The organism is Streptomyces sp. NPDC086787 (assembly GCF_044745865.1).
Taxonomy (GTDB): domain Bacteria; phylum Actinomycetota; class Actinomycetes; order Streptomycetales; family Streptomycetaceae; genus Streptomyces.
The window spans coordinates 82,451-95,981 of record NZ_JBIVBC010000012.1; the positions used below are offsets into that span (position 1 = coordinate 82,451).

Annotated in this window: 14 protein-coding genes and 1 tRNA gene; 11 read left to right on the top strand and 4 right to left on the bottom strand. The window is 69.4% G+C overall.

The window, feature by feature from the left end; genetic code table 11:
• The first annotated feature begins 95 nt into the window (after positions 1-95).
• From ACIPK3_RS25445 to ACIPK3_RS25475, 7 genes are all read left to right on the top strand, one after another.
• On the top strand, positions 96-446 hold the full coding sequence (locus tag ACIPK3_RS25445) for a YciI family protein (protein ID WP_402573148.1): 351 nt from the start codon (positions 96-98) through the stop codon (positions 444-446).
• Entirely contained in the window at positions 446-1,639 is a 1,194-nt protein-coding gene (locus tag ACIPK3_RS25450) for an RNA polymerase sigma factor (protein ID WP_402573150.1), read from the top strand. The genes ACIPK3_RS25445 and ACIPK3_RS25450 overlap by 1 nt, the downstream gene beginning before the upstream one ends.
• Before the next feature lie 140 nt (positions 1,640-1,779).
• Positions 1,780-3,132, top strand: coding sequence for a phospholipase (locus ACIPK3_RS25455; protein WP_402573152.1), 1,353 nt, complete (start codon positions 1,780-1,782; stop codon positions 3,130-3,132).
• A 42-nt stretch (positions 3,133-3,174) separates the two neighbouring features.
• The gene (locus ACIPK3_RS25460) at positions 3,175-4,077 is read left to right on the top strand and encodes an aldo/keto reductase (RefSeq protein WP_402573153.1); all 903 of its coding nucleotides are present in this window, start codon (positions 3,175-3,177) and stop codon (positions 4,075-4,077) included.
• Between the two features lie 253 nt (positions 4,078-4,330).
• Positions 4,331-4,552 (top strand): hypothetical protein, encoded by a 222-nt coding sequence (locus ACIPK3_RS25465; protein ID WP_402573155.1) that lies wholly within the window; start codon positions 4,331-4,333, stop codon positions 4,550-4,552.
• 123 nt (positions 4,553-4,675) lie between these two features.
• Positions 4,676-5,602, top strand: a complete 927-nt coding sequence (locus tag ACIPK3_RS25470) for a hypothetical protein (protein ID WP_402573157.1) — start codon at positions 4,676-4,678, stop codon at positions 5,600-5,602.
• 310 nt (positions 5,603-5,912) lie between these two features.
• Complete coding sequence (locus ACIPK3_RS25475; RefSeq protein ID WP_402573323.1) at positions 5,913-6,143, top strand: hypothetical protein; 231 nt, start codon at positions 5,913-5,915, stop codon at positions 6,141-6,143.
• 422 nt (positions 6,144-6,565) lie between these two features.
• On the opposite strand, the gene ACIPK3_RS25480 is transcribed toward ACIPK3_RS25475, so the two are convergent.
• A complete protein-coding gene (locus ACIPK3_RS25480; protein WP_402573158.1) occupies positions 6,566-7,684 on the bottom strand; it encodes a fatty acid desaturase family protein in 1,119 nt (372 codons plus the stop codon).
• Positions 7,685-7,691: 7 nt separating this feature from the next.
• Positions 7,692-8,747 carry a ferredoxin reductase gene (locus ACIPK3_RS25485; RefSeq protein WP_402573160.1) on the bottom strand — a complete coding sequence of 352 codons (1,056 nt, stop codon included), beginning with the start codon at positions 8,745-8,747 and terminating at the stop codon, positions 7,692-7,694.
• Between the two features lie 87 nt (positions 8,748-8,834).
• Between ACIPK3_RS25485 and ACIPK3_RS25490 the strand changes: the two genes are divergently transcribed.
• From ACIPK3_RS25490 to ACIPK3_RS25500, 3 genes are all read left to right on the top strand, one after another.
• On the top strand, positions 8,835-9,974 hold the full coding sequence (locus ACIPK3_RS25490) for a PucR family transcriptional regulator (RefSeq protein ID WP_402573162.1): 1,140 nt from the start codon (positions 8,835-8,837) through the stop codon (positions 9,972-9,974).
• A 322-nt stretch (positions 9,975-10,296) separates the two neighbouring features.
• Positions 10,297-10,635, top strand: a complete 339-nt coding sequence (locus tag ACIPK3_RS25495) for a thioredoxin family protein (protein ID WP_402573164.1) — start codon at positions 10,297-10,299, stop codon at positions 10,633-10,635.
• A 261-nt stretch (positions 10,636-10,896) separates the two neighbouring features.
• Positions 10,897-10,970, top strand: a tRNA-Met gene (locus ACIPK3_RS25500).
• A gap of 264 nt (positions 10,971-11,234) precedes the next feature.
• Here the strand turns inward: ACIPK3_RS25500 and ACIPK3_RS25505 are convergent.
• Entirely contained in the window at positions 11,235-11,774 is a 540-nt protein-coding gene (locus ACIPK3_RS25505; RefSeq protein ID WP_402573165.1) for an RICIN domain-containing protein, read from the bottom strand.
• Positions 11,775-12,092: 318 nt separating this feature from the next.
• Positions 12,093-12,944: a LysR family transcriptional regulator gene (locus ACIPK3_RS25510; RefSeq protein WP_402573167.1), complete on the bottom strand. Its 852-nt coding sequence runs from the start codon at positions 12,942-12,944 to the stop codon at positions 12,093-12,095.
• Between the two features lie 81 nt (positions 12,945-13,025).
• Here ACIPK3_RS25510 and ACIPK3_RS25515 point away from each other — a divergent pair, with 81 nt between their 5' ends.
• On the top strand, positions 13,026-13,520 hold the full coding sequence (locus tag ACIPK3_RS25515; protein ID WP_402573169.1) for a cupin domain-containing protein: 495 nt from the start codon (positions 13,026-13,028) through the stop codon (positions 13,518-13,520).
• The last annotated feature ends 11 nt before the right edge of the window (positions 13,521-13,531 follow it).

The following is a 13,531-nucleotide window of genomic DNA, read 5'->3' on the forward strand; positions in this document are numbered from 1 at the left end:
GCGGTGTCGATCCGGGGGCCCGCCGTTCGTGTAGGAGGTGACACGCACCCCGCGGACCCATACCCCGCGGTCTTCACCAGTTTCCGGAGGACGAGATGAAGCACTACCTGCTCAGCGTGGTACAGCCGGCCGGCGGACAGCCGCCCGCCCCCGACGAGCTCGCCGCGATCATGAGCGACGTCGAGGCCTTCAACCAGGAACTGCGCGACGCCGGCGCCTGGGTCTTCGCGGGCGGTCTGCACGGCCCGGAGACCGCCACCGTGCTGCGCCCCTCGGGCAGCGACATCCTGGTCACCGACGGGCCGTACGCCGAGGGCAAGGAGTATCTGGGCGGTCTGTGCCTGATCAGGGCCGCCGACCTGGACGAGGCGCTGGAGTGGGGCAGGAAGGCAGCCGTGGCCACCACCCTCCCCATCGAGGTGCGCCCCTTCGCGGATCCGCACTGATGCCACGGGCCGCCGAGGTCGAGGCCGTCTTCCGTACCGAGTACGGACGCGCGGTCTCCGTCCTCGTCCGCTTCCTCGGCGACATCGACCTCGCCGAGGAAGCGGTCCAGGACGCCTTCACCACGGCTCTGCTCAAGTGGCCCGAGAGCGGGGTGCCGCCGAGCCCGGCCGGCTGGATCATCACCACCGCGCGCAACTGCGCTATCGACCGGCTGCGCCGTGAGTCCTCCCGGGACGCCCGGCACGCCGACGCCGCCCGGCTGTATGCCCGCGACGCACCCGCCGAGGAGGGCCCCGTGCGCGACGACCGGCTGCGCCTGATCTTCACCTGCTGTCATCCCGCGCTCGCCCTCCAGTCCCGGGTCGCCCTCACCCTGCGCCTGCTCGGTGGGCTCGACACGGCCCAGATCGCGCGCGCCTTCCTGGTACCCGAACCCACCCTGGCCCAGCGGCTCGTGCGGGCCAAGGCCAAGATCCGCGACGCGGGCGTCCCGTACCGCCTGCCCCGTGACGCCGACCTGCCCGACCGGCTGAACGGCGTACTCGCCGTGGTCTACCTGATCTTCAACGAGGGATACACCGGGGATCCCGCCCTGTGCGCCGAGGCCGTACGCCTCGGACGGCTGCTGCACGGCCTCATGCCGGACGAGCCCGAGGTCACCGGACTGCTCGCGCTGATGCTGCTGATCGAGGCGCGCCGCCCGGCCCGGTTCGGCGAGGACGACGTGCTGGTGCCGCTGCCCGAGCAGGACCGGGCCCGCTGGGATCGTGACATGATCGCCGAGGGGCAGGACCTGGTACGGCGCTGCCTGCGCCGGAACCGGCCGGGGCCGTACCAGATCCAGGCAGCCGTCAACGCCGTGCACAGCGACGCGCCGACCGTCGGGGCCACCGACTGGCGGCAGATCCTGCGCCTGTACGACCAGCTCCTGGCGCTCGCCCCGAACTCGGTCGTGGAGCTGAACCGGGCCGTCGCGGTGGCCGAGGTGGAGGGACCGGGGAAGGCTCTCGGTCTGGTGGACGCCCTGGACCTCGGCGCGTACCACGTGCTGCACGCGGTACGCGCCGACCTGCTGCGCCGCCTCGGCCGCACCGCCGAGGCGGTACGGGAGTACGAGATCGCGGCCGAGCTGGCCGTGAGCCCCGCGGAACGCGAGCACCTCGAACGGTGCCGCAGGACCCTCGCGGACTGAGCTCAATTCCCCTTCGAACTTCGTTCCGAACTCCGTTCCGAACTTCGGGATTTCGGCGTGCGTCAACCTCTGTTGCCCGGACCCGTTCACCGGGCATGGTGACATGCACCTGACTAACTGCCCGAACGGAAGGCACCCGCATGCGTACCCCACACGCACTGCTCGCCACGGCGGCCGCGCTCGTCGCCGCGGTCGTGACACCTCCCGCCCACGCGGCCACCGCGGCTCCGGCCTCCGGGGCCTACTACGTGCAGAGCGCCGTGACCGGCTTCAACGCCGCCGACAGCGGGGGAGCGGTCGTACAGCACCCGCCCAGGGGCAACGAGGACCGCCAGCAGTGGAACCTGCGGGCAGCCGGATCCTCGTACGTCCTGGAGAGCACGGACACGCCCGGCAGCTGCCTCGGCCGCGCCGGGGACCAGGCCCGCACCGTGGCCTGCGCGAGCGCCGACGCCGCCTGGGAGATCGGGCCCGTCGGCGACGACCGTTACACGCTCAAAGTCCCCGGCGGAGAACGCTACTTGACGGTCGCTCCCCAACCGCCCGGCGCCGGTTACCCCGATCAGCTGGCCGTCGGCACGTCCGGCACCCTGGCCGCCTGGTATCTCACCCCCGTCGCCCCCGCCACCAGCCCGATGCCAGCCCCGGACAAGCGCACCCTCGACCAGGTCACCTTCCTCACCGCGCACAATGCCTACGCCAACGGAGTCGACGGCGGCTTCGCCCCGCCCTTCGTGAACTTCTTCCCCAACCAGACCCGCGGCATCAACCAGCAACTCACCGACGGAGTGCGCGGGTTCATGCTGGACATACACCAGACGCCGGACGGCGCCATCCTGTGCCACAACAGCTGCACCCTGGTCAGCCGACCGGTCGCCCTCTGGGTGGACGTGCAGAGGATGGTCGACTTCCTCAAGTCCCACCCGGACCAACTGGTCACCGTCTTCATGGAGGACTACGTCGACCCCAGCGTCCTGCGCTCCGAACTCGCCCGTGTCAACGGCCTGTCGGACGTCCTCTACCGCCCCGACCGCACCGGCGTCCGGCAGAACGGCTGGCCCAGGGTGGCCGACCTGATCGCCGCGAACCAGCGGCTTCTGATCTTCACCGACCACAGCCGCTCCGCCGACGAGGCCGCCGGACTGACCCGGGACAGCTTCGGCGTGATGTACCAGCGCGAATGGACCGTCGAGAACTACTGGTCCATGGGTTCGGGCATCGGCACCTCCGACTGGACCTGCACCAGCCGCTGGGGCGACATCCCGCTCACCCACACCGAGCCGGCCTTCAGGCCGCTGTTCGTCATGAACCACTTCCGTGACGTCACCATGGGCGTCACCGCCCAGTCGGACAACACCAAACTCGCCGACCGCGCCCAGCGGTTCTGCCAGCCCGCCGCCCGCAAGAAGCCCAACTTCCTCGCCGTGGACCGCTATGACCTCGGCAACCCGGGCTCGGCCGTCGCCAACCTGAACACCTACACCTATCCGTGAGCCGCCCGCGTCCGCTTCCCGGACGTGTGCGAGACTCCGCCGATGACCTCCGAAATGATCACCGCGGACGCCGCGGGAGTCTGGAACCTCGGTGAACTGCCCGTCAACCGCGTCGGGTTCGGCGCGATGCGACTGACGGGCAGCGCGGCCTTCCACCTCGGCGCACCGAGCGACCGCGAACAGTCGATCGCCGTTCTGCGCAAGGCGGTCGAGCTCGGTGTGAACCACATCGACACCGCCGCCTTCTACTTCTCCTCCCTGCGCTCCGCCAACGAACTCATCAACAGCGCGCTCGGTCCCTACTCCGACGACCTGGTGATCGTCACCAAGGTCGGACCGCACCGCGACCAGCACGGCGAGTGGGGCACCCCGGCCCGGCCCGACCAGCTGCGCGGGCAGGTCGAGGAGAACCTGCGCCAGCTGGGCCGCGACCACCTCGACGTGGTCAACCTTCGCCGGACCGGCCGTCAGGAGTCCATCGCCGAGCACTTCGGCGCCCTCGCGGAACTGCGCGACGCGGGACTGGTCAGGCACCTCGGCATCTCCGGCGTCGGGCCGCACCAGCTTGCGGAGGCCCTGGAGATCGCACCCGTCGTATGCGTGCAGAACCGCTTCGCCGTCGACCGGCCCGGCCCCGTCGGCGACGAGATGCTGCGCATCTGCGGCGAACGGGGGATCGCCTTCGTACCGTTCTACGCCGTCGCCGGAAGCAGCGGACCGCGCGGCGCCACCTCCGACCACGACGAAGCGGTGCTCGCCGTGGCCGGGGACCACGGCGTGAGCCCCGCACAGGTACGTATCGCCTGGACCCTCCACCAGGGCCCGCACGTTCTCGCCATCCCCGGCACAGGCAACCCCGGCCACCTCGTGGAGAACGTGGCCGCGGGAGCACTGCGCCTCACCGCGGACGAACTGAAACGCCTGGACGACAGCCGCAACGGCTGACCCCGGTTGCGGCCGCCGGGACCCGTTCTTCTCACTCGGCGTACGAGGGCGTGTGGACGTCGCTCAACCCCAGGTCCTCCAGTGCTGCAAGGTCCGGACTGCGAGCACTACCTGGTGAAGGACACCCTTGCCCAGCCACCTCGCCCCCAACTGGCCGGTCTCCAGAACGTTTTCGGTGGAACTCCTACGGATACAACGGATAGGTTGAGATCGATTGGAACGACTGGGGTCACACTTGCTGCGGGGGCTTGCCATGGTGACGATCGCTGGTTTTCTCGGCCTGCTCGCGGGCCTGGTGGGCACGCTCGTCTGGGTCCTGCTTCGGCGCGGCAACCGGCCGACGGAGAACGCGGACGGGTTGCTGATCGAGGAGGCGCGGCGCCAGAGGGCCGACCGCGACCGGAGGTCCTTCAACGCGCTGGCCCAGCACAATATGACGCCCACCATGGGGGACAGCTACCACACCAAGCACTGACCTGCACCGCGCGAAGCGGCACCACTAGCTGACTCGTGAGAAGCAACTTCGTCGCCGAAACGCACGTCTGCCAGTGGGAACGGAACCAAAACCCACTGACCCATGGATGAACGGAGCTTTTCGGTGCTCGTAGGACTGCTGACCGCCGTGGCAGCATCAATCTGTTACGGCACCGGCTCCGTCCTGCAGGCCGTCGGATCACGGAAGTCCGCCCGCCGGGAAGCCGCCGCGGGCAGCGTGACCCAGCACGGCGGCCCGAGCCTGTCGTCCACCGCGAAAGCGGCTATGACCGGCGAGTTCATAGTCGGGTCCATCCTGGATTTCGTCGGCTTCGGGCTCGGCGCACTGGCGGCGCGCCTCCTGCCGCTCTTCCTGTCGCAGACCGTGATCAGCGCCAATTTGGTGATCACGGCGGTGCTGAGCACCAAGCTGCTCGGTATCCGGCTGAACCGTGCCGAGTGGACCTCGATCGCCGTGGTCTGCTCGGCTCTGGTGCTGCTGGCGACGGCGGCGGGCCCGGAAGGCAGCGGCGCCACCCCGGTCTCCACGCACTGGTGGCTGCTGGGGATCGCCCTGCTTCTGACAGCGGGCGGCACCGTGGCCGTACGCCTCCTGGGCGGGCGTGCCGCGATCCTGGCAGGCCTGCTGTCCGGACTGGGCTTCGGTGCCCTCGGCATCGGGGTCCGGGTGCTGAACGGCATCGATCCGTTCGACGTGCGAGCGCTGCTCTCCGATCCCGCGCTCTACGCGATCCTGGTGGCCGGCATCGGCGGCATGTATCTGCACACGGTCGCCCTGCAGATCGGCTCGGTCAACGGCGCCACAGCCGCGCTGGTCGTCGGTGAGACCGTCCTGCCGGGCATGATCGGCGTGCTGTGGCTCGGCGACGCCTCCCGTTCCGGCTTCACCTGGGCGGCGATCACCGGGTTCGTGCTCGCCGTGTCGGGCGCGGTGGCGGTGGCCTGGTTCGGGTCCCCGGAAGGGCACGGCGGCCCCGCGACGGCGCCCACGACCCCCACGGAGGACGCCCGGACACCCGCAGGGGTCTGACCCGGAGACTTGGGGCTGAGCAGCCGGTCGTGGCTGATCCACGAGGTCGCGAGGCGGCGCCGCAACTGGCAGTCATCGCCGTGGCCGCCGGGCTGCGCGCCCCTCCTGGGGGCACCGTGACCTGGCTTACCGGTCGGCTGCGGCCGGTGCTCGCCCGGGCTGCGGAGCTCGGCATGGTCGAGGCGGCTCTTGGCGCGGAGGCCGCAGCGAATTCACCGCAGATCGTCGCAGAGCGCGTTGACGATGGAACTGGTGCTGGCCCCACCCTGCGGCACCGGGACTACCCCCGTCCCGTCCGGATGGTCTTCCCATGGCCGCGCGTACCGCCGACTCCGTACGTTTCTCCGGGTCGGAGCAGTCTCTCGGCGAGACATTGGAGAAGGACATGGCTCAAGCCGGCGTCATCACCCTCGGCGGCACACCGTCGCCGCCGGACGCGTCCGGCACCCGGACGACCGGAAGCGACTTCGCACCGCTGCTACGGCTGGCGAAGCAGCGGGTCTTCTCAGGCGCCGCACCGGATGGTACGTGCGCACGATGACGGCGAACGGACTGGCGCGAGCGGCCACCGAGTCCACTGTGATGATCTTGGCGTGCATTATCGTCGGCTGGTACTGACGCAGGTGGACGTCGGCCTCCACCTGGTGTACACGGAGCTCCACTTCGAGGCGTAGGCGACGGCCGGTGAGTCTGAGCAAGTCATGTACAGGTGCTGTGCAACACCACTCCGAAGACTGGGAGTCGTGACTTCGAGCAGCACTTCCGACTCCACCGTCCGCCCCTGCACCCGGGAGATGGCAATGATCCACCTGCCCTGCTTCGGCTCACCGCCCGCCCGTCGGCAAACCGAGTGCGCGTGCGCACCCCACTTCTGATGGCGCGGCCGCCCACCGTCCGTAACGGATCTCACCGAACCCGGCGGTGCCACCGGTACGGCAGGACGATCTGAACCAATACCGGAAATCAGGCCGCGACGAGCTGCTGTTCGCGGTCCGGCGTCTTGACCTTGGGCTTCTTGTTCGGCAGCGAGAGCCGGAAGACCTTGTGCCACGCGGAGAACACCTGCTTGGGCAGTGGCCCGGTGACGTACTCCAGCTCGTACTTTTCGAACAGCGCGCGCACCTTCACCGCGACCTCGGCGTACCGGTTGCTCGGCAGGTCCGGGAACAGGTGGTGCTCGATCTGGTGCGACAGGTTGCCGGTCATGAAATGCATGGCCCTGCTGCCGCTGATGTTCGCCGAGCCCATCATCTGGCGCAGGTACCACTGGCCGCGCGTCTCGCCCTCGATCGACCGGCGCTCGAAGACCTGCACGCCCTCGGGGAAGTGCCCGCACATGATCACCGAGTGGGACCAGATGTTGCGGACCAGGTTCGCGGTGAACGTGGCGCCGAGCGTGGTGAGGAACGACGGGCCCGACAGCAGCGGGTGGATCACGTAGTCCTTGAGCACCTGCTTGCGGATCTTGCGGCCCACGGCCTTGGCCCGCGCGCGGAACTCCGGGTTCCTGCGGCGGCGCTTGTCCAGGTTCTTGCCGAGCTCCAGGTCGTACGCTGCGATGCCGTACTCGAAGAAGCAGGCGTTGATGAAGTTCCACAGCGGCTGGCCGAGGTGGATCGGGTGCCACTTCTGGTCCTCGTCGACGCGCATGATGCCGTAGCCGAGGTCGTTGTCCTTGCCGATCACGTTGGTGTACGTGTGGTGCAGCTCGTTGTGCGAGTGCTTCCACTGTTCGGCCGGCGAGACGTGGTCCCAGTCCCAGGTGGTGGAGTGGATCTTCGGGTCCCGCATCCAGTCCCACTGGCCGTGCAGGATGTTGTGGCCGATCTCCATGTTGTCCATGATCTTCGCCACGGACAGACCGGCGGTGCCGAGCAGCCACGCCGGCGGGAAGAACGAGAACAGCAGCACGCCCCTGCTGGCCAGCTCGAGCTTGCGCTGCGCCGAGATGACCTTACGGATGTAGGCGGCGTCCTTCTCGCCGCGGCCGGCGATCACCTCGTCGCGGATCGCGTCCAGCTCGCGGCCGAGCTCCTCGATCTGCTCCGCGGTCAGGTGGGCGGTGGGGTCGATGGCGGTCAAGGTGCTCCTACCGTTCGATGTCGCAGGGGCCCGCCGCGGCGGACACGCAGGTCTGGATGAGGACGCCCGGCTCGGCCTCGGTGATCTCGCCGGTACGCAGGTCGCGGACGGCGCCCGCCTTGAGCGGCGTGATGCAGCCGAAGCAGATGCCCATGCGGCACCCGGAGGGCATGAGCACGCCCGCCTCCTCGCCGATGTCCAGCAACGGCGTGGCTCCGTCCGCGTCGACGGTCTTGCCGGTGGCGCTGAACGTGACCTCGCCGCCGTCGCCGGCCACGACGATGCTGGGGCGGAAACGTTCGGTGTGCAGGCGCTCTTGTACGCCGTACTCGGTCCAGTGCGCTTCGGCGGCGTCGAGCAGGCCCGCGGGCCCGCAGGCCCAGGTCTCGCGCTCGGCCCAGTCGGGCACGAGTTCGTCGAGACGGGCGATGTCGAGCATGCCGTCCGTGTCGGTGTGCACCTCGGTGAGCCGCAGCTTCTCGTCCGCGACCAGGTCGTGCAGTTCGTTGCGGAAGATCACGTCTTGCGGCTGTGGCGCGCAGTGGACCATGACGACGTCGTCGAACTCGGTGTCGCGCAGCATGCCCATCACGGGCGTGATGCCGCTGCCTGCCGTGAGGTAGAGCACCTTGGCGGGCTTGGCCCGCGGCAGCACGAAGTCACCGGTCGGCTGGTCGAGCTGGATCAGTGTGCCCGGCTTGGCCCTGCGGACCAGGTGGTTGCTGACCTTGCCGTCCGGGATCGCCTTCACGGTGATCGTGACGCGGCCGTCCCGGCGGTTCGTCGGCGAGGTGATGGAGTAGGCACGCCACAGGCGCACCCCGTCGACGTCGACCCCGATCCGCACGTACTGACCGGCTGTGTGGCCGCGCCAGCCCCGTCCCGGCCTGATCACGACGGTCGCGGCGTCACCCGTCTCGGGGTGCACGGCCTCGATGCGCCCACGCAGGTCAGCGCCCGCACGCAGCGGGCTGACCAGGTCGAGGTAGTCCGACGGCAACAGCGGCGTCGTGACCATCTCCAGCAGTTTCCACGCCCTGCTGCGGAGGGCTGCACTCGTCATGACTCCAGCTTGCTGTGCCTCAAGGCGTAAAGTCCTGACCGCAGGACGTAAATCTGGTCGGCCGAATTGTTCGTAGGGAACAAAAACGTGAGCCATGCAATCCGGAGGGCCAGCGAACTGGCCTTGGATGAGACGACGGTCACCGCACTTCGGGCCGCGCTGAAGACCACCGCCGACGAGATCGTCCAGGCGATCATCGACGAGGTCCCTCCCTACGCCAACGCCCTTTCGGGCCGCATGGGCGGCACCATCCGCCGAGCCGTCCGCACCGCCCTGGGGCACTACCTGGACCTCGCGAGTGGGAACGCCACAGGCGGCGACGCCGGTGACGCGGCCTACGAGCTGGGCCGCGGCGAGGTGCGCGACGGCCGTTCGATGGACGCCCTGCTCGGCGCCTACCGCGTCGGCGCCCGCGTGGCCTGGCGATGCCTGGCAGCGGGTGCCGTACCCGCGGGTCTGCCCGCCGCCGAGGTCGCCAAGTTCGCCGAGCTGACCTTCGCCTACATCGACGAGCTCTCCGCGGCGAGCGCCGCGGGCCACGCCGACGAACTGGCTGCCCGGGGCAGGGCCCACGAGCGCCACCTGGAACACCTGGCCCGTGACCTCCTCGCCGGCGCGAGCCCGGACGTGCTGCGGGCCTCCGTGCAACGGGCCGGGTGGCAGCCTCCGGTTTCGCTGACTGCGGTCCTGCTGCCCGCCGCCCAGGCCCGGCCCGCCTACCGCGCGCTCGACCCGAGCACCCTCGTCCTCGACGATCTGCCGGACGCCACCGGTGTGCTGCTCGTCCCTGATGCCGACCGACCACACCTCTTGCGGCGGCTGACCGACCGCACCGCCGTGGTCGGCCCGGCCCGGCCATGGACTCGTGCGTCCGCCTCGTACGCGCGAGCCGTACGCGCGCGCTCCCTCTCCGCTGACATTCGCGACACCGAGGACCACCTGCCCGAGCTGGTGCTGACCGCTGACGCGGACGCCTTCGCGGACCTGCGTGCCCGAGCCCTCGCACCGTTGGGGACCTTGTCCGCCGCGACCGCACGGCGGCTGGAGGAGACATTGCGGGCGTGGCTGCTGCACCAGGGCAGGCGGGACGAGGTGGCGGCGGCGTTGTTCGTCCATCCCCAGACAGTCCGGTACCGGATGTCGCAGCTGCGGGAGCTGTTTCCGGATCTCGCATCGCCACAGCGGGTCCTTGAACTGACACTGGCGGTCGGTCTTCGGGTCAGCTGACGTGTACTTCGACCACTCCGACCGTCCACGCCGACGTCCGCGAGCAGTCCGGTCGGGGCGCTGTCTCCGAGAAGCACGGTGGCGGATACGTTTCGACTGGATCCGGTGTGGACGATGCGCGCCGGGCTGCAGCTGGGTGACCGGCATGGCGGCCGGGCCGGATCACCAGGGGTGGGGGGCCAGACCGCTCGCGCAGGGGACCAACGTGATTCTGCGACGGCGACGGCCTCGTGCCCCCTTCCGGCGACCGACCGGGCCGGCCTCGCGCACCGCGCGAGGGATGATGGGGGTGGAACGACGGAACGTGAGGTCAGGAGTTTCCATGGCGAAGCGGGTTCACCGACCCCGTGAGGATGCGGAGTTCGATTTCATCCTCGGGATGAGCGGAGTTCCGGTCCTCGCGTACTTCACCGGGACATGGCCCAAGGCGATCGAGCCCTGCCGGGTGATGGACGTCGTCGTGGGTGGCATCGCCGACGAGTACGCGGGCCGCCTGACGGCCGTCCGCGCCGACATCACGCGTTGTCCGGCCGCAACCGAGCGATACGGAATCACCGGAGCCCCCTCCTGCGTCCTCCTGAAGGAGGGAGAGGCGGTGGCGCACGGCACGGGGCCCATGACCATCACCGAGGTACGGAAGTTCCTGGACGACCACCTCTGAGCGGCCGCCGCCGCTGCGACACGTGGCCGCGACGCCCGTCACGTCTCGTCCATGGAAGCTGCGCCGCCTGAGACACCCTGGGGCCGAGACACCCCCACGGGTCACGTGACCCCGTCCAGCGCGGTCGGGTCGGCAGCTCAGGCATCGTGGAACAGCCGACTCGCGCACGAGTTCGCCGACCTTCGGAACACCCCCGCGCCCGCGGGGAAATTTCGTCGATTGGGCCGATCCGGATCGGTGCCGTACTGTTCACCGTACCGACGCGGGGTGGAGCAGCTCGGTAGCTCGCTGGGCTCATAACCCAGAGGTCGCAGGTTCAAATCCTGTCCCCGCTACTCAGACGTGAAGGCCCGGTTCCACCGGGCCTTCACTGCGTGTGGGCCCGTGTTGAGTGCCCATGATCAGCCGACGGTGCTGGCCATGTAGGTGGGCTTCGAGAGCGTCTGTCGCTCAGCAGCGCTTTGCAGCCACGGGAAACGCGGCTGGGCCCCTTCGGACCGGCGACCGACGGCATCCTCACAGCCGATCTGACCGCGGCGGACTGTCCCTCAGCGTGAACGGGCGGGCGTCGGGTACGTGCCCGGCGCCCACCCAAGGGTTCACACGCTCGTGATGCTGAAGGACTGGTTGGCGCCGTAGTGGCACGTCCACAGTCGCGCGGGGGCGCCTGCCTGCGTGCTCCAGTCGGCTATCTCCAGGCACTTGTTCTGGACGTACGTGTAGTCCGTGGCGAGAATGTCGTTGCCGTAGAAGAGCTGGTTGAGGCCGTAGTGGCAGTCCCACTGGTTGGCGGCCGCACCGTTGTTGCGCGCCCAGCCGCCGATCTCCAGACATTTACCGCTGTTGGCGTTCACGTAGTAGTACGACCCGACGGGCGCGTCCGGCGAGTAGTAGCGATGCCATTGCTGGTTGGCGCCACCGGTGCAGGGCCACTGGCGGACGGCCGCGCCGTTCGCCGTGCTCCAGTCCGCCACCTCAAGACACATGCCGGAGTGGTTCGCACGGACAGTCACGGTGGATGCGTAGTAGACGGACGACGTGGCCTGAGCCGGAGCGGCCGAGAGGCCGAAGACGAGACCGAGGGAGGCGGCAAGAACAAGCAGGCCGTGCTGGGCACGGACGAAAGCGGTGGGCTTCATGGTCCTCTGCAATCGAAAAGGGAGAGTCCGGCGAGCTGCCGGAAAGCGCCGCTCATGATCGCATAAGCTCGCGACGCAACTGAGCTTATATACCGCCCACTTGGGCCGTGAGACGCCGCGCGGACCGGCCGGTTGGCGGAACCGATTCCTCCGCTCATCTGTCCGGCGGGCACTCGGGAGCGGTCAGGATCGAAGCCTGAACCGTTCAGCTGGAATGCACCTCATGCACGCAGGTAGCGAACGAGTTCCGCCTCGTACTGTCGGCCACGCCGCATTCCGGCCGGACGATCGAGCCGCAGCCGCACCGCTTGCCGGTGCTCAGCGGCGGTACGCGGTTGTCGCGATCTCGATGAAGGATCGGATCAACGGGTTGGTGTCACCCTCGTTCCACACCGCCACCACTCGGCTCGGTGGCATGTCGATCAGCGGCACCACGGCGAGCTCCGCGGGCAGGTCGTGGCCGAGTGGGGCCAGACCGACCGTGCCGTTCCACAGCACGGCCTGCAGGCATTCCTGGACGGCGCGCACCACTGGGCCCTCGCGCGGCCTGCCGCCGTTCCAGTACGACTGCCAGACAGGGTCGGTGCCCTGCGGGAACTGGAACCAGCGGCGGTCGCACAGGTCGGCCAGCCGCAGCCCGTCGCGGCAGGCCAGCGGATCGTCGGCGCGCAGGACCACGCCGACCGGATCGGTCCGCAGCGCACGCACTGTCAGGGCAGTCTCGTCGAACGGCGCCCGAGTCAGCGCGACGTCAACCAGTCCGGCGCGCAGCCCGCAGGTCGGGTCGGTCAGATCGGTGTCGCGGATGCGGATTTCGACGCCGGGGTGGTGTCGGCGATAGGCGGCAGCCAGCTTGGCCACTCCCGGGTCGGTGCCGTCGCCCAGGATGCCGATGGCGATGGTCGCGGCACCGGCTGCCGCGCTCACGCGTACCCGGACACGGTCGGCATGGTCGAGCAGGGCCCGCGCCTCGTCGAGGAGCACCGCGCCCACCGGAGTGGGCGTGACGCCGGCAGGCGAGCGGGCGAAGAGCAGGGCCCCGACATCGGCCTCCAACTGCTTGATCGCCCGGCTCAGCGGCGGCTGACTCATGTGCAGCCGGGTGGCGGCCCGGCCGAAGTGGAGTTCCTCGGCGACCGCCACGAAATAGCGCAAGGTCCGTAGCTCCACGCTGCAACAATACCCACGAGGTATCGGCGCTGCCGGACAGGTCTTGGACAGCCCTGGAGCCCCGGCGGTGAACTCGTGGGCATGACCGAAGAAGAGAAGACAAGCGAGCCGCAGACCCGCCCCGCTGTATCGGTGACGGGTCCCGGCGGCGGCGAGATGATCGTTCTGGGTACCACGCGCATGCGGGTTCTGGAGGACGGCAGCCACACCGGGCACCGCCTCGCGATCGCCGAGTCCGTCCTCGCCCCGCACACCCAGGGACCGCCGCAACACCGGCACGCCCGACACGACGAGGGCTTCTACATCCTGTCCGGCACCGTGCGGTTCACAGTCGGGGACGAGGAACACGACGCCGTCACGGGCACGCTCGTGATGGTGCCACCCGGTACCCCGCACACCTTCGCCAACCTGACCGACCAACCCGCCGTCATGCTCAGCACATTCACCCCCGACCTGTACGTGCAGTACTTCCGGGACCTCCAGGAAGTACTCGCCGACGGGCGGCCGCTGACGCCACAGGCCAACATCGACGCGATGAGCCGCTACGCGACCGAGCCCGCCCCCGACCCCACCTGATGCCGATGGCA